Annotated in this window: 14 protein-coding genes; 10 read left to right on the top strand and 4 right to left on the bottom strand. The window is 67.2% G+C overall.

What is annotated here, in order from left to right:
- The first annotated feature begins 155 nt into the window (after positions 1-155).
- From PVZ77_RS24620 to PVZ77_RS24605, 4 genes are all read left to right on the top strand, one after another.
- On the top strand, positions 156-1913 hold the full coding sequence (locus PVZ77_RS24620) for a putative bifunctional diguanylate cyclase/phosphodiesterase (protein ID WP_273808661.1): 1758 nt from the start codon (positions 156-158) through the stop codon (positions 1911-1913).
- An 83-nt stretch (positions 1914-1996) separates the two neighbouring features.
- A complete protein-coding gene (locus tag PVZ77_RS24615) occupies positions 1997-3250 on the top strand; it encodes a sensor domain-containing phosphodiesterase (protein WP_273808660.1) in 1254 nt (417 codons plus the stop codon).
- 121 nt (positions 3251-3371) lie between these two features.
- Entirely contained in the window at positions 3372-4619 is a 1248-nt protein-coding gene (locus tag PVZ77_RS24610) for a diguanylate cyclase (RefSeq protein WP_273808658.1), read from the top strand.
- Between the two features lie 117 nt (positions 4620-4736).
- The gene (locus PVZ77_RS24605) at positions 4737-5816 is read left to right on the top strand and encodes an SMP-30/gluconolactonase/LRE family protein (RefSeq protein ID WP_273808657.1); all 1080 of its coding nucleotides are present in this window, start codon (positions 4737-4739) and stop codon (positions 5814-5816) included.
- A 3-nt stretch (positions 5817-5819) separates the two neighbouring features.
- On the opposite strand, the gene PVZ77_RS24600 is transcribed toward PVZ77_RS24605, so the two are convergent.
- A complete protein-coding gene (locus PVZ77_RS24600) occupies positions 5820-6173 on the bottom strand; it encodes a hypothetical protein (RefSeq protein ID WP_273808656.1) in 354 nt (117 codons plus the stop codon).
- 139 nt (positions 6174-6312) lie between these two features.
- Positions 6313-7416 (bottom strand): DUF1615 domain-containing protein, encoded by a 1104-nt coding sequence (locus tag PVZ77_RS24595; RefSeq protein WP_273808870.1) that lies wholly within the window; start codon positions 7414-7416, stop codon positions 6313-6315.
- A 221-nt stretch (positions 7417-7637) separates the two neighbouring features.
- On the opposite strand from PVZ77_RS24595, the gene PVZ77_RS24590 reads away from it, so the two are divergent.
- Complete coding sequence (locus PVZ77_RS24590; protein ID WP_443218063.1) at positions 7638-8849, top strand: YeeE/YedE family protein; 1212 nt, start codon at positions 7638-7640, stop codon at positions 8847-8849.
- Here the strand turns inward: PVZ77_RS24590 and PVZ77_RS24585 are convergent.
- Both PVZ77_RS24585 and PVZ77_RS24580 read right to left on the bottom strand, forming a co-directional pair.
- On the bottom strand, positions 8846-10117 hold the full coding sequence (locus PVZ77_RS24585; RefSeq protein ID WP_273808655.1) for a hypothetical protein: 1272 nt from the start codon (positions 10115-10117) through the stop codon (positions 8846-8848). The two genes, PVZ77_RS24590 and PVZ77_RS24585, sit on opposite strands and share 4 nt — an antisense overlap.
- Before the next feature lie 37 nt (positions 10118-10154).
- Positions 10155-11732, bottom strand: a complete 1578-nt coding sequence (locus PVZ77_RS24580; protein WP_273808654.1) for a hypothetical protein — start codon at positions 11730-11732, stop codon at positions 10155-10157.
- A 575-nt stretch (positions 11733-12307) separates the two neighbouring features.
- Here PVZ77_RS24580 and PVZ77_RS24575 point away from each other — a divergent pair.
- The 5 genes from PVZ77_RS24575 (at position 12308) to PVZ77_RS24555 (ending at position 17501) form a co-directional block, all read left to right on the top strand.
- Positions 12308-14452 (top strand): polysaccharide biosynthesis tyrosine autokinase, encoded by a 2145-nt coding sequence (locus tag PVZ77_RS24575; protein ID WP_273808653.1) that lies wholly within the window; start codon positions 12308-12310, stop codon positions 14450-14452.
- A 114-nt stretch (positions 14453-14566) separates the two neighbouring features.
- A complete protein-coding gene (locus PVZ77_RS24570; protein WP_273808652.1) occupies positions 14567-15793 on the top strand; it encodes a SpoIIE family protein phosphatase in 1227 nt (408 codons plus the stop codon).
- A gap of 5 nt (positions 15794-15798) precedes the next feature.
- Complete coding sequence (locus tag PVZ77_RS24565) at positions 15799-16362, top strand: SiaB family protein kinase (RefSeq protein WP_273808651.1); 564 nt, start codon at positions 15799-15801, stop codon at positions 16360-16362.
- A gap of 18 nt (positions 16363-16380) precedes the next feature.
- The gene (locus PVZ77_RS24560; RefSeq protein ID WP_273808649.1) at positions 16381-16770 is read left to right on the top strand and encodes a DUF1987 domain-containing protein; all 390 of its coding nucleotides are present in this window, start codon (positions 16381-16383) and stop codon (positions 16768-16770) included.
- Entirely contained in the window at positions 16767-17501 is a 735-nt protein-coding gene (locus tag PVZ77_RS24555; RefSeq protein ID WP_273808647.1) for a GGDEF domain-containing protein, read from the top strand. Before PVZ77_RS24560 ends, PVZ77_RS24555 begins: the two co-directional genes overlap by 4 nt.
- Positions 17502-17581: the final 80 nt, after the last annotated feature.

Here is a 17581-nt window from a genome sequence, read left to right as displayed (position 1 = left end):
GGCGAGACGAAACGGCTAAAGTATTACGATTTCTTGCCGATACCTCCACAGACCTGCCTCTCGTTTGCTGCGCCCGCCTGGCTCGGGTGGCGGCAGTTCTTCCACGATGTGCTTGTTGCTCGCACAAGGCTCATCGATATTCCCGAGATAGCCTGATGGCCGATTCACTGAAGTACGAAGATGACCGCCTCAACGCCCTGCACGCCCTGGAGCTGCTCGATTCGGCGCCGGCGGAGGAATTTGATCGACTCTGCGCGCTGGTCGCCAGCAGCTTCAATGTGCCGACCGCGCTGATCAGTCTGGTGGACCGTGACCGCCAGTGGTTCAAGGCCCGTGTCGGCTTCGACCTGGCGCAGATGCCCATCGAGGACGCCTTCTGCGCTCACACCATCCAGGCCGAGGATGGCCGGATGGAGATCAACGATGCCTGCTGCGATACCCGCTTCAGCCATAACCCCCTGGTGGTACGCGCCCCCCATGTGCGCTTCTATGCCGGCGCGACCCTGGTCACCGAGGGCGGCTACGCCATCGGCAGTCTGTGCATCCTCGACAGCCAGCCGCGCGAACTGACGGCGGAGGAGCGCAAGCGCCTGGACGATTTCGCCGCCCAGGTGATGAGGCTCATCGCCCTGCGCCAGCACCTGCGCCGCCGCGATCCGGTCAGCGGCCTGCCCAATCGTCAGCAGTTCCAGGCCGATGTCGCTCAGTTGGCTGGACTCCAGCCCGACGAGGGGCGCCTGCTGGTGCTGGTGGATCCGCTGGAGACCCACTGGAAGGAGCAGCTGATCCTGGCCCAGGGCATGTGGCCCTTCGAGACCTTCCTGCGCAGCCTGGCCCTGCGCCTGTGCGACGCCCTGAACGGCCGGGCCAAGGTCTATCACGTGGACACCAAGAGATTCGCCTTCCTGCTCCCGGAGGACTGCGATTATCCGCCGCTGCTCGACGCGCTCATCGCCCAGTTGCGGATGCCGGTCCAGGCCGACCGCATCCCCATCGATCCGCCGGTCAAGGCCGGTGTGGTGCCCTTCCTGCTCGACCTGGGCGAAGTCCGTGACCTGCTGCGCAAGGCCATGGTGGCGGTCGATCAGGCGACGCTGAGCAGTCGTCACTGGGTCGTCTACGAGCGTCCGCAGGACGAGGCCTTCCAGCGCATCTTCCAGCTGGTCCGGCAGATTCCCGAGTCCCTGGAGCGCGGTGACTTCAGCCTGGCCTTCCAGCCACGCCTGGCCCTGCCCGGGCGCCGACTGTGGAGCGCCGAAGCCCTGTTACGCTGGACCCATCCGCAACTCGGCCCCATCGCTCCCGGCGACTTCATTCCGGCGATCGAGAAGACCGCACTGATCCACAGCGTCACCCGCTGGGTGATCCGTACCGCCGTCAGCCAGCTGGCGCACTGGGACAATCGCTATCAGGGGCGACTGTCACTCAACCTGTCGCCACGCGATTTCGACGAGGGCGACCTGGTCGACCTGCTGCGCGAGACCTGCCGGCGCGAGGGCGTCGATCCCCGCCGGCTGGAGGTGGAGATCACCGAAGGCGAATGGCTGAGACGCAATCCGGAGGCCATCGCCCAGCTGCATGCCCTGCGCGAGCTGGGTGTAGAGATCGCCATCGACGACTTCGGCAGCGGCTACAGCAACTTCGCCTATCTCTATGAATTGCCGGTCACCAGCGTCAAGCTCGACCGCTCGCTGATCCACGACCTGCCCCAGGATCCGCGCAAGCAGGAGGTGGTCAGGGCACTGCTGGCGCTGATCGGCAAACTCGGCTATCGCAGCGTCGCCGAGGGGATAGAGACGCCAGAGGTACTGGCCTTCCTGCAGGAAGCCGGCTGCGACGAGGTCCAGGGCTATCTGCTGGCCCGCCCCATGGCCCTGCCCGCCTTCGAGGCCTGGTACGCCGAACAGGGTTAAGCCGAACGGATGAGGTCATTTGACTGACAAATTCATTCCAGGCTCTACACTGGTTCAGGTCGTAGTTTCCCGGGAGTGAGGACATGAGGGAATCAGGTACCGATTTGCTGGACGTGGTTGGCCTGGATACCGGCAACCTGAGCAGCCAGGGCTGTATCGACAAGGTGCTGCACGCGCTGCGCACCCATCTGAACATGGATGTGGCCTTCCTGGCCGAATTTCGCCAGCAGGACCGGGTCTTTCGCAATGTCGATGCCGTGCCCGATGCACCGATCAAGGCCGGCGACACCCTGCCGCTCAGCCAGGGCTATTGTCAGCAGGTGGTCACCGGCCACCTGCCCGAACTCATCCCCGATACCCGCGCCGTCGGCCCCGCGCGACTGATCCCGGAAACCCGCAGCGTGCCCATTGGCGCGCACCTGAGCGTGCCCGTGCGGCTCAGCGATGGCGAACTCTATGGCACCTTCTGCTGCTTCAAGTACCAGCCCGACCCGACCCTGAGTCCCCGTGACCTGGAGCTGGTGCGGACCTTTGCCGAGCTGGTGGCCGATCGCCTCAGCCTGGACGTCTCCAGTCGCCGCGGTCAGGTGGAGATGCGCCAGCGCATCCAGGGCGCGGTGGCCGCCCACCAGCCCAGCATCGTCTACCAGCCGATCTATCATCTCGCCGATCTGCGCATTGCTGGCTGGGAATCCCTGTCGCGCTTCCATTGCCCGCCGCAGCGCAGCCCCGACCTGTGGTTTTCCGAGGCCAGCGCGGTCGGCCTGGGCGACGAACTCGAAGAAAGCGCCATGCGCTATGCACTGCAAGGTTTGCAGAGCCTGCCGGACGATACCTACCTGACCATGAACTGTTCGCCGCAGACCATCCTGGCCGGCCGCCTGCCCGCGCTGCTGGCTGGCAATCCGCCGGGCCGGCTGGTGCTGGAGATCACCGAGCACGCCGAGGTCGACGACTACGACGCCCTCCATGCCCAGCTGCAACCGCTACGGGCCCAGGGCGTGCGCCTGGCCATCGACGATGCCGGCGCCGGCTATTCGAGCCTGAGGCACATCCTCAGGCTGCGGCCGGACATGATCAAGCTGGACATGAGTCTGGTCCGTGACATCGACAGCGACGCCGAACGCCGGGCGCTGGCCTCGGCGATCATCGCCTTCGCCCGCGAGACACGCAAGGAAGTGATTGCCGAAGGCGTGGAAACCCTTGCCGAACTGGCGACGCTCAAGGCGCTGCAGGTGGACAAGGTACAGGGCAACCTGCTGAGCCGTCCGCTGCCGCGCGACGACGCCCTGCGCCTGCCCCGGCAGCGCCGGCTGGAAGGCCTGCCGGACAGCTGAAATGCCAAGGATCGGCGACCATTCAAGTCGCCGATCCTTTGGCCGATACGCCTAGGCGAATGATCGCTTCATCTGACGCCAGACCCGCTCTCGGCCGATCCTTGTCCTGCAGGAGTTACCGGTGCGCTCCATCCTGGTCATCGAAGACAGCCCCATGGTCCTCAAGATTCTGGCGCACCTCTTTCGTCAGCAGCGCGATTTCGAGCCGGTATTCTGTGCCACCCTGGCCGAAGCCGAGCTGATGCTGGAAACCTCGGCCAACCTGTTCTTTGCCGCCCTGGTGGATCTCAACCTGCCCGATGCGCCCAATGGCGAAAGCGTCGACCTGGTGCTGCGCTATCGCCTGCCCTGCATCGTCCTCAGCGGTTCCTACGACGAACGCCGGCGCGACGACCTGCTGACCAAGGGCGTGGTCGACTATGTACTCAAGGAAAGCCAGTACTCCTACGAATTCGCCTTCCGGCTGCTGCGCCGGCTGGACAGCAATACCGCGGTGAAGATCCTCATCGCCGAGGACTCCGACGCCACCCGCAACTACATCCGCCACGTGCTGACGCCCCACCGCTACCAGTTGCTGGACGCCTGCGACGGCAACGAGGCGCTGCGCCTGCTGCAGGAGCAGCCGGACATCGACCTGCTGGTGGTGGACCACAGCATGCCCGGTCTCAGCGGCTTCGAGCTGGTGCAGTTGCTGCGGCAGAAGCTGCGCCGCCACGACCTCAGCATCATTGGCCTGTCGGCCGACGAAAAGGGCTCGCTCAGCGCCAAGTTCATCAAGCAGGGCGCCGACGACTTCCTGCGCAAGCCCTTCTGCCCCGAGGAGCTCAATTGCCGGGTGGTCTCGACCCTGGAGCGGCGGGATCTGCTGCGCGCCCTCACCCACGCCGCCCAGTACGATTCCCTCACCGGGCTGCGCAATCGCCGCGCCTTCCAGGACCAGGCCCAGGAACTGTTCCGCCAGGCCGAGCGCGAGGGCCACTCGCTGAGCGTGGCCATGCTCGACCTGGATCATTTCAAGCGCATCAACGACGAACACGGCCACGCCAGCGGTGACAGCGCCCTGGTGGTCTTTGCCCAGGCGCTGGCGCGCACCCTGCCCCAGGACCTCACCGGCCGCCTGGGCGGCGAGGAATTCGCCCTGGTCAGCCGCCTGCCCCCGGAGCAGCTGCTGCAGGCGCTGGACCTGTTGCGGCGCTACTGCCACGCCCAGACCTACGCCCCCGGCGCGCCGCCGCTGTCGTTCAGCGCGGGCGTCTTCAACGGGCTCGCCAATGACCTCGAAGGCTTCCTGCACGAAGCCGACCGGCGTCTCTATCAGGCCAAGCGCCAGGGCCGTGGCCGTACCTGCCTGGTGCTGGACGCCGAGTAGCGCCGATCTCGGGTTGGCGCGCTGCGCCACAAGACATATGATGTCTGACGATTGATCTGCTGCCGCAGGTCGATCCGCATAGCCTCGTCTGAACAATAACAATCAAGGACCTGCACCATGCATGACTCTTCCCCGGGACTCGCCCGGCCGTTGTCGCGTCGTCGTCTGCTTCAGGGCGGCCTGGTCTGCAGCGCGGCCCTCGCGCTGCCCACCCTCGCCCGCGCCGCCGAACCCCTGAGTCAACGCTATCCCGATCCGCTGATCGAGATCCTCGACGACCGCTTCCTGGAATTGCGCCTGTTCAATGCCAGCGTCGAGCGCCTGGCCACCGGTCTGCGCTGGGCCGAAGGGCCGGTCTGGATCGGCGACGGCAACTACCTGCTGATGAGCGACATCCCCAACAACCGCATCGTGCGCTGGGATGAGGTCAGTGGCCGGCTGGACACCTATCGCGCCCAGTCGAATTTCGCCAACGGCCTGACCCGCGACCGTCAGGGCCGGTTGATCGCCTGTGAAGGCTCCACCACCCACGGCCTCGGCCGGCGGGTCACCTGCACCGAGCACGACGGGCGCCTCACGGTGCTGGCCGATAACTTCGAAGGCAAACCGTTCAACTCGCCCAACGACGTGGTGGTCAAGAGTGACGGCTCCATCTGGTTCAGCGATCCGCCGTTCCAGGCCAACAGCGACTACGAGGGCCACAGGGTCAAGACCGAGCAGCCCGACGGGGTCTATCGCATCGACGGCGAGAGCCTGGCGGTGACCCGGGTGATCGGCGATCTCAACGGTCCCAATGGCCTGGCCTTCTCGCCGGACGAGAAGCTGCTCTATGTGGTCGAGGGCCGCGCCAAGCCCAATCGCCTGGTGTGGGCCTATACGGTCAAGGACGACGGCAGCCTGGGCGAGCGCCGCAAGCACATCGAGGCGCTGGAATTCGGCGCCCTGGATGGCATCAAGTGCGACGTGGCGGGCAATCTCTGGTGCGGCTGGGGTAGCAGTGGCGCCCCGGCGGCCAAGCCCGAGGTGCTCGATGGCGTGCGGGTGTTCGATCCCAGCGGCAAGGCGCTGGGCCACATCCACCTGCCGGAACGCTGCCCCAACCTGTGCTTTGGCGGCCCGGAAGGCAACCGGCTGTTCATGGCCGGCTCCCACTCGCTCTATAGCCTCTACGTCAACATCCGCGGTGCCGGACTCTAGCGGCTAGCGGGACTCGGGCGGCGACTGCTCGACCAGGACGGTCAGGGAGTCGAGCACGCTGTCCAGGGCATAGGCCGCTTCGAAGCGCGCCAGGTTCTGGGTGAGATCGGCCAGGCTGGTGGTGATCCCCAGCCAGTTGCCCAGGCCGATCTGGCGCGCCGCTTCCGGAAGCGAGCAGCCGCCATCGCGGCGCTCCAGCCAGGCCAGCACCAGTTCCGGCGGGGTATCGGCTTCGAGGCCCAGGGTGCGCAGCAGGCGCAGGGCCTTGGCCTGTTCGCGGGGCGGCAGCCGATGGCGGGCCGTGGGGGTGGGCTGGTCGACGATCAGCGTCAACCGGGAGCCGGGGATATCGGTCATCTGGACCTCTAGGGACTACACCAGAACCGCACGGCGCGAGGCCGCTTCATCTCCCCATGGTAGGCGAATAGTCTGGCCAATTGCCATCCCCGGGCCCGACCCTCGTCACCTGGAAAACGCCGTTCGGCTCCCTGCCCGCTCAGCGCGAGGCACGGCCCCGGCAGCGCTGCCAACGTTCCTCCACCCGCTGGGCGAACCAGGCGGTGGTGAGGGTCCGGGTGATCTTGGGGCTTTCCAGGGTGATGCCCGGCAGCATGGCGCGTGGCAGGCTGCGACCTACCTTGCGCTCGGCCAGGGCATAGACCTTGGCATAGAGATCGGTCCTGGCGAAGTCCTCGGATTCGCCCGCCTCCAGGTCATGGCGGATGGCGATGTCGCTCATGCCCAGGGCCGGCCCCAGACGATTGACCGCGCGCTCGGTCTCGCCCTGGGTGCGCGAGCCGGGCACCACCAGATCGCCATCCAGCGCCAGCTTCATCCCCGTAGCCCGGCTCACCGCGCTCTGGAAGGCGGCGTTGCGACTGGCGTACCAGCCGGCGTTGAAATCGGCGAAGCGATACAGCGGCGTGGAATAGTCCGCCGGATAGCCGAGCAGGTGCGCGGTACCGAAATAGAGACCGCCCCGTCGGCTGAACACCTCGTGGCGGATGGACCCGTCGCGGTCGTAGGGATAGCCGCGGGCATGGGCCTCGGCGAAGTCGATGCTGACCTGCATGGGTCCGCCGGTGCGTACCGGATTGAAGCGCCCGAACAGCTGGCCACCCAGGGGCACCATGGCGATGAAGTCCTCGAAGATCAGACTCAGCTCGCGCTCGGTACGGGCACTGTCCAGGCGCTGGGCGTAGGTCTTGCCGGTGGGCGACGTGAGGTTGAGCGCGGTGCGCACCAGCAACTGGGGTACAAAGGCCCGCGCCGCGCGTCTGTCGATCTCCTCCCGGGCGATCCGCCCCAGCCCCGGCACCGGCGGATCGACCTGGTAGGTGGATTCCTGTTCCGCCACCGCCAGCACGGCGCAGAGGTTGTCCGTCGAGGGCTCGAGACTCTGGGCGCTGAAGGCGGTCTGGATGTCGCTCGCCCAGCCCTGCCGATCCGCCACGCTGGCGGGCAGCAGCCGCAAGAGTTCGACCCGCACCTCGGCCGGCGAGCGCGTGGGCCCCGTGGAGGTAGGCGTCAGGCTGCAACCGGCCAGTACCAGTGCAGCGACGAGAGCAGTCCAGCCGCGCAGCCGCGACAGGGTGGGCAAAGCGGAAGCGGACAGGACGACAGCGGCGGACACGGCGACTCCGGGAGATTCCTTTGGCCGATTTGACCACATCGCTGAGCAAATGGCTGTGCTGCGTGATCGATAACTTCTGGTTATATCGATGTAACCTTTTCATTCAACCAGCAGTGGAAGTCCGCTGGGATTCCCAGACAAGTCCCACTAAAATAGTCGGACTTTAGTTCGAAGCTACCGGAACCATGATGCAGCAGACCTCTACGCTCTCCTCTCCCCGCCTGCCCTGGGCGGCCCTGTGGGCGACCTGCCTGCTGGTCGTGGGCATGGTCTTTCTCAACCAGGCCGTGGGCGGTCGTCAGGCCTTGCTGCTGCTGCTCGGCGGCGCCCTGGGCCTGACCCTCTACCACGCCGCCTTCGGCTTCACCTCGGCCTGGCGGGTGTTCATTCTCGACCGTCGCGGCGCCGGCCTGCGCGCCCAGATGGTGATGCTGGCCCTGGCGGTGCTGCTGTTCTTTCCCGCCCTCGGCGCCGGCAGTCTGTTCAGCGAGGCGGTACGCGGCAATGTCTCGCCGCTGTCCACCTCGGTGGTGATCGGCGCCTTCCTGTTCGGCATCGGCATGCAACTGGGCGGTGGCTGCGCCTCCGGCACCCTGTTCACCGCCGGCGGCGGCAATGCGCGGATGCTGGTGACCCTGCTGTTCTTCGTCATCGGTTCGCTGATCGCCACCCAGCACCTGGGCTGGTGGTTCGCCCTGCCCAGCCTGCCACCCACCTCGCTGGTGACCAGCCTGGGCGTGCTGCCCGGCATCCTGGTCAGCCTGGCGGCCTTCGCCCTGATCGCCTGGCTCTCGGTGGTGCTGGAGCGCCGTCGCCACGGCAGACTGGAAGCCACGGTGCCCGGCGAACACCAGGGCGCGGCGCGCCTGCTGCGCGGCAACTGGCCGCTGGTCTGGGGCGCCATCGCCCTGGCGATACTGAACTTCGTCACCCTGGCCCTGGCCGGTCGCCCCTGGGGCGTCACCTCGGCCTTCGCCCTCTGGGGCGCCAAGGGTGCCGGTCTGCTCGGGCTGGACGTCTCCGGCTGGGCCTTCTGGCAGCAACCCGCCAATGCGCGGGCGCTGGCCGAGCCCTTCTGGTTCGACGTCACCAGCGTGATGAACCTTGGCATCATGCTGGGGGCCCTGGCCGCCGCGGGCCTCGCCGGACGCTTCGCCCCCAGCCTGCGCATCCCCGCGCGGTCGCTGGTGGCGGCGGTGCTTGGCGGCCTGCTGCTGGGCTACGGCGCGCGGCTGGCTTATGGCTGCAACATCGGCGCCTACTTCAGCGGCATCGCCTCGGGCAGCCTGCACGGCTGGCTATGGCTGGTAGCCGCCTTTTTCGGCAACAGCCTGGGCGTGCGCCTGCGCCCCTTCTTCTTTCCCGGCGAACGCCGCGTCGAACGCCTGACCGGCTGCTAGACCGGCAAGACCTGGCGACCGGGCGGCAGCGCCCCCGGTCGCTCCGGCAGGCTCACCACCCCGTACTGGGGCGCGCCGTGGTAGGTCTTCAGCGCCTGCATGACAAAGAGCAGGGCCGCGGTGCCCTGGTATTCGAACAGTCCTTGCAGCGGCCAGATGGTCATGAAGGCAAGAAACACCGCCAGGGTGAATTCCAGGTCGCGGCTCAGCTTGCGTGCCACCAGGTAGTGGACCGCCAGGCCGATGGGAATCACCAGGATCGACAGGAAGCCGAAGCGGAACACGGTGCCGAAGATGCCGACGTCGGAGAGGAAGAAGTAGTCGCCGAAGATCGGCTTGAAGCCATCGTTCCACATCAGGCTGAGGCTGCCGCTGGGCAGGCCGTTGTACAGCTGCAGGTGGTTGATGATCTGGGAAATGGTGTTTTCCCGGACGTTGTCGGTGGGGCCTTCCTGCACCGAGCGCGCATAGAAATCCAGGTTGAAGCCGAGGGTTTCCAGGAGGTGCGGATAGAGGATCAGCGGCGCGATGATGATGGCGCCGAACAGTGCCGGTCCGATCAGGCGCGCGCGCAGGGCGAGGATGGTGAACACCAGGCAGACCACGATCAGCTGGCGGGTCTGCAACACCACCACGATGGTCGCCAGAAAGAACAGTGCCAGCAGGCCGTGACGCAGCTTGGGCCGCAACTGGCCGTCGATGAAGGAACGCCCGCGACCGGCGAAGTAGATGCAGATGAAGTAGCCGAAGAAGATGGCGCCCGCCCCCGTGGAGGCCCGTCCGGGGCGGCTGAGGTCCTTCACCTCGTCGCGCAGGTCCGGCAGCATCTTGAAGTAGGACAGCCAGCACAGCAGCGCCGAGAGCAGCCCGACCAGGATGATCAGATTCTCGAACTGCACGGCATTCAGGCGCTTGGCCAGGTACAGGACCAGGAAGGCGCTGAAGCAGTAGAGCACCCGCCGCTCCTCGATGAGGCCGTAGACCAGCGGCTGGCCCCAGAACAGCTGGGCGAACACCGCCGGCAGGCCGACGAACATCGCCGTGGAAAACAGGCAGAAGCCCATCAGCAGCCGGTAGTCGCGCTGCGGCCGATGCCAGGTGCTCAGGGTGAAGAGCGCGAAGAAACCCAGGCAGATCGCCAGGTACAGCTCGCCCACGTAGCGGATGCCCACCGGGTTGGTCGGGCTCTGTTCGAAGACGCCGAACTGCAGGACCATCAGGCCACCCAGGGCCAGAAAACTCAGTCGATTGATCAGCGTACCCGGCATGCCCGGTTTCCTCGCAGCGTGTTCATGGATAAGGCGTTCATTGCAGGCGCCAGTCACCCTCGACCTTGGCGTAGGTCAGCTGGCGGCCGTCCGCCAGACTCAGGCGGGCGCGGGTGTATTCCGGCAGGTCGACGCGGAAATCCCGGCCTTCCAGATAGAGCCCGCCACAGGCCCCCGGCTCGCCGTGGTAGTCCAGCGGCTGGCGCTGCAATTCGTGGATGCTGCGGTGGAACAGCAGGTTGGCGTAGCCGCGCACCGTCATGTCGGTGGAGATGAGGGTGCAGTCCAGCGCGACCTGGCTTTTCACCAGCCCCACCAGCGCCTGGTTCTGCCGGTCGATGGCGTCCCAGCCGGCATAGCCGGCGAGGTCCTGGCGATAGGTCTGGCCGTTCTGCAGGGCCGCGGCCACCAGCACCACGGCGAGTACGGCGCGTCCCGGGGTCTTCAGGGCCAGGAAGGCCAGGCCGAGCAGCAGCGCGGCGGGAAAGATGAACTTGAGGCGATCGAAGGAAAACTGGGTGGCATGCTGCAGCAGCAGCAGATTTTCCAGCAGCGGTACGCTGGCGGCGACCAGCAGCAACGCGGTGCTGCGCGGCCAGTTCAGAGACTTCCGCTTCCAGAGCAGTACCCCCAGGGCGATGGCCACCGCGGCCAGGAACAGGCCGAAGGACAGTCCGTAGCCAGTGAAGAAATCGGCCAGGTGGGCATTGTTCGGGCTGCGGGCGAGAAAGCGCCGGGCAAAGGCCTTGAGCGTCGGCAACAGGCCCGCCGCCAGGCTGTAGTGCAGCACCACCAGCAGGCCGGCCAGCGCCGTGGCGAAGGCCAGGCGCCAGGCCATCCGCCGGCCTTCCAGCAGGTGCCGGTGCTGCAGCCAGAACAGCGCGACCAGCCCGCCGCCAAAGACATAGCCGGTCCATTCGGTCAGGGCGCCGAAGCAGACCAGGCCGGCCAGCAGCCAGCCCAGGCGGTTGCGCTGGCCAGCCGGCGCCCGCAGGTAGTGGAAGAAGGTCAGCAGACTGGCCAGCAGCAGCACCTGGTAGAAGCTCTGCACCCAGTAGAGCAGGCCCTGGGAGAGCAGCGCCTCGCGGCTGAAGATCGCGATCAGACAGCCCAGCACCGCGCTCGTGGCGGCCAGGGCGCGGCTGGCGCCATGGCTGCGCAGTACCAGATAGAGCAGGCGAAACAGCAGCAGCGCGGTCAGGGCGCCAAGGGCGGCGTTGAACAGCGCGAGGCTGTGCAGCGAAGGCGAGAGGCCCGCGGCCTTGAGACCGAAATAGGGCGCGAGGAAGCCGTAGCTGCTGAAGCTGGTGTAGACATAGTCGCCGCTGTGGGTGGGAATGGTCGCGCCCCAGGACACCTGCTTGTCGTGACTGCCACCCAGGGTCACCGTGGGCAACCACCAGTGCCGGGCCACGCCGGACTCGTCCAGGGCATTGATACTGAGCAGGACGTGATAGCTGGCTTCGAGATTCTGCGCCCCGGTGCCGTCGCGGAAATCCGGCAGGCGCCACAGCAGGGCCAGCAGCAACAGCAGGCCGACCGCCAGACCGCCCAGCCAGAAAGGCCACCGTCCCACCCGGACCCCGGGATGGGTAACGTCAGATACCACGCTCATTGTCCTGTCTCCTGACAGCCATGCAGTCGAGAACGCCGTCCAGGGCAGTGAAGAACCAGGCGCCATCTTCCGCAGGCCTGGTACAGCCGGTGCAAGACCGCCCACGCAGGCCAAGCGGCGCGTGGGCGGGTAACCGGGCTTCAACCGCTGACTACATTCAAGAAGCCATCAGGAACACGCCGTTGCCGGGAGGCAGCGGCGTTCGCATCTGATACCTGGGTACGCCCGCCAGCATCGGCAGGGCACCAGCGATTCCGGAAAACCAGGCGCGAGCCAGGGTTGTCGTCCGGAGACACGACAGGTCGCGAAGAAGACTGCCTTAGCACCTTGAGACTGCCAAGCGGGCATCTGTCACGTTCTGCATGGAGTGTCACATTTTTGGCTTTTGCTTTCGCTTAGAGTCGACGCAGCACTCCAGCCGACAAGGTGCGGATCCCTGATCCAGCGCCTGGCGTTTCCAGCTGTGCCCTGCCTGGCGTGACGATTTCGACCCCGGTTCGCCGCGCGTTGTCTCCTCGACAGCGCACGGCCGCGACGGCTGTCCTCCTCCGTACCTGCCCAAGGCCCGCTCCTGCATGGACAAGTCGCATCACGCTCTACCCGCTGCCACCCAGGTGGCGGACATCGGCTTCGCCCGCTACTGCGCCGCCCTCTGGCGCCATCGCCGCAGCCTGCTCGTCTGCATCGCCCTCTGCACCCTCCTGGGCGTGGCCTATACCCAGCTGGCCGCGCCGCGCTATCAGGCGGTGGCGACGGTGCAGATCGAATACCAGCGCGGCATCGTGCGCCTGGACGAAGCCGACAATGGCCGGCCCATGCCACCGCCGGAAGCCATCACCGAAATGCAGCTGCTCACCTCGCGGCGGGTGGTCGGCGAGGTCGTGGACGCCGAGGGCCTGGATCTGAGCGTCACCCCGCGGCGCCTGCCGCTGCTGGGCGACTGGCTGGCCCGGCGTCACGAAAGAACCGGTGAGGCCGTCGCCCCGCCGCTGTTCGGCCTCAAGCAGTTCGGCTGGGGCGGCGAGCAGCTGACCATCGCCCACCTGAGCGTGCCCGACGCCCTCTATGGCCAGCCGCTCACCCTCACCGCCGAGGCCCCGGATCGCTTCCTGCTGAGCGATGCGCAGGGCAAGCGCCTGCTGGAGGGTCGGCTGGGCGAGCCGGCCAGCGCCGGCGAGCTGCGCCTGGACATCGCCCAGCTGCACGCCTATCCGGGCACCGAATTCATCCTGGTCAAGCAGCGTCGTGGCGTGACCATCCAGGCGCTGCAGGAAAGGCTCATGGTCAGCGAGCGCGGCAAGCGCTCGGGCATCCTCTCGATCCAGCTGCAGGACACCGCTCCGCTCAGGGCGCAACGCATCCTGCGCGGCATCACCGAGGCCTATGTGCGCCAGGACGTGACCCGCAACGCCGATGAATCCACCCAGCAGCTGGCCTTCCTGCGCCAGGAACTGCCGCGGGTGAACCAGCGCCTGACTGCAGGTCGCCAGGCCCTGGACCGCTACCAGCGGCAACGGGGTTCCATCGCCATCGGCGCGGAGGGACGCAGCCTGCTGAGCCAGGCGGTGGAGCTCGACGGCCAGCTATCGGCCCTGGAAATGGAGCGCCTGGGCCTGGCCTTGCGCTTCACGCCCACCCATCCGCTCTACCAGAGCCTGCTGGCGCGGCGCCAGGTGCTCAGCGGCGAGCGTCAGGCCCTGCAGCAGCGCCTGGCCAAGTTGCCCCAGACCCAGCAGGAGGTGCTGCGCCTGCAGCGCGAAGTGGAGGCGGCGGACAAGGTCTATGCGCTGATCAGCAAGCGCATCCAGGAATTGTCGGTGGTGCGCGCCGGCACGGTGAGCGACGTGCGCATCATCGACAGCGCCTACACCCAGATCGCCCCGGTCTATCCCAAGAAGCCCCTGCTGATCCTCAGCGCCCTGCTCTTTGGCTGCCTGGCCGGCGCCGCCTGGGTCTATCTGCGCGCCAGCCTCGAGCGCGGTATCGAAGACGCCGAGGGCCTGGAAGACCTCGGCCTGCCGGTGCTGGCGCAACTGCCGCTGGCACCGAATCGCCAGGTCGGCGGGCCCCTGCAGACCTCGCTGGACAGTGGCTACCAGGAAGCCCTGCGGATCCTGCGCACCAGCCTGGCCTTCGCCCGTACCGAGGCGCGCAACGACCTGCTGCTGATCACCAGTGCCAGCCCCGCCGCCGGCAAGTCGTCGGTGGCTGTGCAACTGGCGCGGGTATTGGCCGAAGGCGGAACTCGGGTGCTGCTGGTGGATGCCGACCTGCGGCGCGGGCGCCTGCACCGGCGCCTGCAGCTGGCCCGTCGCCCGGGCCTCGCCGAGGTGCTGGCGGGGCTGGCGACGCCCGAGCAGGCGATCCAGCCCTCGGCGATACCCGGCCTGGACTGCCTGGTAGGAGGCATCCGTCCGCCGAATCCGGCCGAATTGCTGATGAGTGCGCGCTGTACCGAACTGCTGCGCGGTCTGCAGCAGGACTACGAATTGATCATCCTCGACACCCCGCCGGTGCTGGCGGTGACCGATGCCGTGCTGCTGGCCGCCCAGGCCGGCACCTGCCTGCTGGTGTCGCGCTACGGTTGCAACACCGCCAAGGAAATCGAGGCGACCCAGCGCCAGTTCGCTCACAGCGGTCTGCTGCTGCAGGGTGCGGTGCTCAACGCCGTGCCACCCCCGCCGTTCACCCGTGCCGCCCTGGGCATCCTGACCGGCTGACGCAGTCCCCCTGCCCAGACGCCACCCCGTGCTGGCGCCTGGCCATCCTCTGTCATCAAAGCTCAATACGGAGCCCCTAGGCTGCATCGACCTCCCGAGAACGGATTCGTATCGATGTCGTCCGCTCCCCTGTCCTCCTCGCGTACCTCCTCCCGTCCCAGCCAAGGCTGCGCCCTCGACCTCTGCACCCAGTGGCCCGCGGTCGAGGCCGAGCACACCAACGCCAGGGTCATGGACCTGTTCAACGAACGCCGCGAGATCACCAGTCTCGCGGTGATCGAGCACGACCGTCCGATCGGGCTGATCAACCGCGACATCTTTCTCTCGCAGATGAGCAAGCCGTATCACCGCGAAGTCTACGATCGCAAGAGCTGCATCGCCTTCATGGACAAGGAGCCGCTGGTGGTGGACGCCGCCCTGTCCATCGAGGAGCTGACCCGGCGCACCGTCGAGGTGGGCGAAAAGGCCCTGGCCGACGGGTTCATCGTCACCCGCGAGGGTCGCTTCGTCGGACTCGGCCTGGGCGTGCAACTGATGCGCATGGTCGCGGACCTGCAGGCCGAGAAGAATCGCCAGATCATGCACAGCATCGAATACGCCAGCGTCATCCAGCGCGCCATGCTGCGCAGCTCGCGCGAGGCCCTGGCGGTGATGGAGCAGGACGCCACCCTGGTCTGGCAGCCGCGCGACGTCGTCGGCGGCGACTTCTATCACTTCGCCCAGCACGAGGACGGCTGGTTCGGCGCCATCGCCGACTGCACCGGCCACGGCGTGCCCGGCGCCTTCATGACCCTGATCGCCTCGGCGTCCCTGACCCAGGCCCTGCAACAGCTGGGGCCGCGCGATCCCTCGGCGCTGCTGGCGGCGATCAACGGCAGCGTCAAGGCGATGCTGGGGCAGTCCGGCGGCATCTCCGAATCCAACGACGGCCTGGACCTGGCCTGTTTCTGGGTGGACAGACACAGCCACAGCCTGACCTACGCCGGCGCCCGCATGCCCCTCCACCTCCTGGCGCCCGACGCCGCGGAGGTCCTGACCCTGGCGCCGCTGCGCCTGGGCATCGGCTACGCCGACAGCCCGCTCGACCAGTGCTGGCCGGCCACCACCCTGCCGCTGCAACCGGGCAGCCTGCTGTTCGCCACCACCGATGGCCTGATCGACCAGATCGGCGGTCCGCGGCGCACCTCCTTCGGCAAGCGCCGCGCCCTGGCCCGGCTGAGCGAGTCGCGCATGGCACCCACCGCGGCCTTCTGCGAACAGCTCAGCGCGGACCTCGCGCGCTGGCAGGGCGACGAACTGCGTCGCGACGACCTCACCTTTCTCTGCATCCGCGTGGCCTGACCGACATGACCGCTTCCTTTCCCGCGAACGGCGCCTTTCTCGAAATCGCCCAGCAGCAGCACGTGATCTTCTATCACCGTGGCTATTTCTCCCATGGCATCGTCGCCGCCATGGCCGAGGTGGTGAAGCTGCAACTGGCATTCGAGGGGATCAGCAGCGCCACCCGGCGCAAGCTGTTTTCCTCCTTCATCGAACTGTCACAGAACGTCCTGCACTATTCCGCCGATGCCCTGCCCCCGGACGCCCTGGCGGACGCCAAGCTGGGTCAGGGTTCGGTCTGTATCACCCGCCAGGACGGCAACTACCAGATGCTCTGTGCCAACCCCATCGTCAGCGACAAGGTGGACGCCCTGCGCGCGCGGCTCGAGCCGCTGTGCAGCATGTCCCTGGAGCAGATCAAGCAGGCCTATCGCGAATCCCTGCGCGCCGAGACCCCGGCCGACAGCAAGGGCGCCGGCCTCGGCTTCCTGACCATGGCGCGCGATGCCAGCGCACCCCTGGAATTCGCCTTCCATCCCTCCACGCAGACGCCGGGCACCACCCTGTTCTGCCTGAAAGCCATCATCTGACAGGGACTCCGACCTCGTATGGACACCGTGTTCATCGCGCCCACCGCCACCTCTCCGGAGGTGGACTTCCGTTTCGCCGAGGACGAACTCTGGCTCAAGGGCGAATCCTTTCCGGAAAACGCCGCGGCCTTCTACCTGCCGGTGATCGAGTCGCTGCGGGCCTATCTCGACCAGCGCCAGGACGCCAACATCCGAGTGCACGTGGCCCTGGCCTACTTCAACAGTTCCAGCACCAAGATGCTGTTCACCCTGTTCGACGCCCTGGACCAGGCGGCCCAAGGCGGCAACCAGGTGGAGCTGCACTGGTACTACGATGCCGAGGACGAGACCATCCAGGAATTCGGCGAAGAGCTGCGCCTGGACTTCCAGGCGCTGACGTTCGTCGAGCATCCCGAGCTGCCGGCATGACCGCCAGCGTCAGGCGCTGCAGCCCGGTTGAAGCGGGCCCCGACCTGTTCGAACAGGAAGCCGGGGTGCTGCAGGCGGCGCGCGCCCTCTATGTGGCCGACGCCGCCGATGCCGAGGGCTACCGAGCCGCCCTGGGCGACCTGACGCTGCATTTCGAACGCCTGATGCGCGAGACCCGCCGGCTGATCGCCCGCAGTGATCGCGCCGAACGCGAGATGAACGCCCTCAACCAGCAGTTGCAGACCCTCAGCCAGCAGCTGGAATACCGCGCGACCCACGACGCCCTCACCGGGATGCTCAATCGCGGTGCGGTGATCGACCAGGCCGGCCAGGCGCTGCGACAGCGGGGCGGTGCCATGATCGTGCTGGACATCGATCACTTCAAACGCATCAACGACGACTTCGGCCACCCCGCCGGCGATCGGGTGATCCAGGCCATCGCCCGCTGCCTGCAGGAGCTGGTCCAAGCGCCGGCCATCGTCGGTCGGGTGGGCGGCGAGGAATTCACCGTGCTGCTGCCGACCCTGGCACGGGACGAGGCCCTGGCCATGACCGAACGCCTGCGCCTGCGCATCGCCCGGGAGGCGACCGGCGCGGCGCCGGTGACGGCCAGCTTCGGCCTCAGCCTCAACCAGCCGGGCACCGACTTCGAGCTCGCCTACGGCCTGGCCGACGCGGCTCTCTACCGGGCCAAGCGCGCAGGGCGCAACCAGGTGGTGCTGGCCGACTGATCACCGCGACCTGTCAGCCTTTGCGCCCTTGCTCCGGGCACAAAAAAGCCGCTGTGCCGGAGAGGCGCAGCGGCTTTTTC

It is taken from the genome of Pseudomonas sp. SHLD1, assembly GCF_028640935.1.
GTDB lineage: Bacteria > Pseudomonadota > Gammaproteobacteria > Pseudomonadales > Pseudomonadaceae > Chryseomonas > Chryseomonas aestiva.
The sequence above is the reverse complement of the archived record's forward strand: the minus strand, read 5'-3'. Positions and strand labels throughout refer to the sequence as shown.

What these genes read in the sequence shown, in the direction of transcription:
- PVZ77_RS24565 (WP_273808651.1), top strand. Translation starts at nt 15,799, where the DNA reads ATGACCGCTTCCTTTCCCGCGAACGGCGCCTTTCTCGAAATCGCCCAG.
- PVZ77_RS24605 (WP_273808657.1), top strand. Translation starts at nt 4,737, where the DNA reads ATGCATGACTCTTCCCCGGGACTCGCCCGGCCGTTGTCGCGTCGTCGT.
- PVZ77_RS24580 (WP_273808654.1), bottom strand. Translation starts at nt 11,732, where the DNA reads ATGAGCGTGGTATCTGACGTTACCCATCCCGGGGTCCGGGTGGGACGG.
- PVZ77_RS24570 (WP_273808652.1), top strand. Translation starts at nt 14,567, where the DNA reads ATGTCGTCCGCTCCCCTGTCCTCCTCGCGTACCTCCTCCCGTCCCAGC.
- PVZ77_RS24560 (WP_273808649.1), top strand. Translation starts at nt 16,381, where the DNA reads ATGGACACCGTGTTCATCGCGCCCACCGCCACCTCTCCGGAGGTGGAC.
- PVZ77_RS24585 (WP_273808655.1), bottom strand. Translation starts at nt 10,117, where the DNA reads ATGCCGGGTACGCTGATCAATCGACTGAGTTTTCTGGCCCTGGGTGGC.
- PVZ77_RS24575 (WP_273808653.1), top strand. Translation starts at nt 12,308, where the DNA reads ATGGACAAGTCGCATCACGCTCTACCCGCTGCCACCCAGGTGGCGGAC.
- PVZ77_RS24620 (WP_273808661.1), top strand. Translation starts at nt 156, where the DNA reads ATGGCCGATTCACTGAAGTACGAAGATGACCGCCTCAACGCCCTGCAC.
- PVZ77_RS24615 (WP_273808660.1), top strand. Translation starts at nt 1,997, where the DNA reads ATGAGGGAATCAGGTACCGATTTGCTGGACGTGGTTGGCCTGGATACC.
- PVZ77_RS24600 (WP_273808656.1), bottom strand. Translation starts at nt 6,173, where the DNA reads ATGACCGATATCCCCGGCTCCCGGTTGACGCTGATCGTCGACCAGCCC.
- PVZ77_RS24590 (WP_443218063.1), top strand. Translation starts at nt 7,638, where the DNA reads ATGCAGCAGACCTCTACGCTCTCCTCTCCCCGCCTGCCCTGGGCGGCC.
- PVZ77_RS24555 (WP_273808647.1), top strand. Translation starts at nt 16,767, where the DNA reads ATGACCGCCAGCGTCAGGCGCTGCAGCCCGGTTGAAGCGGGCCCCGAC.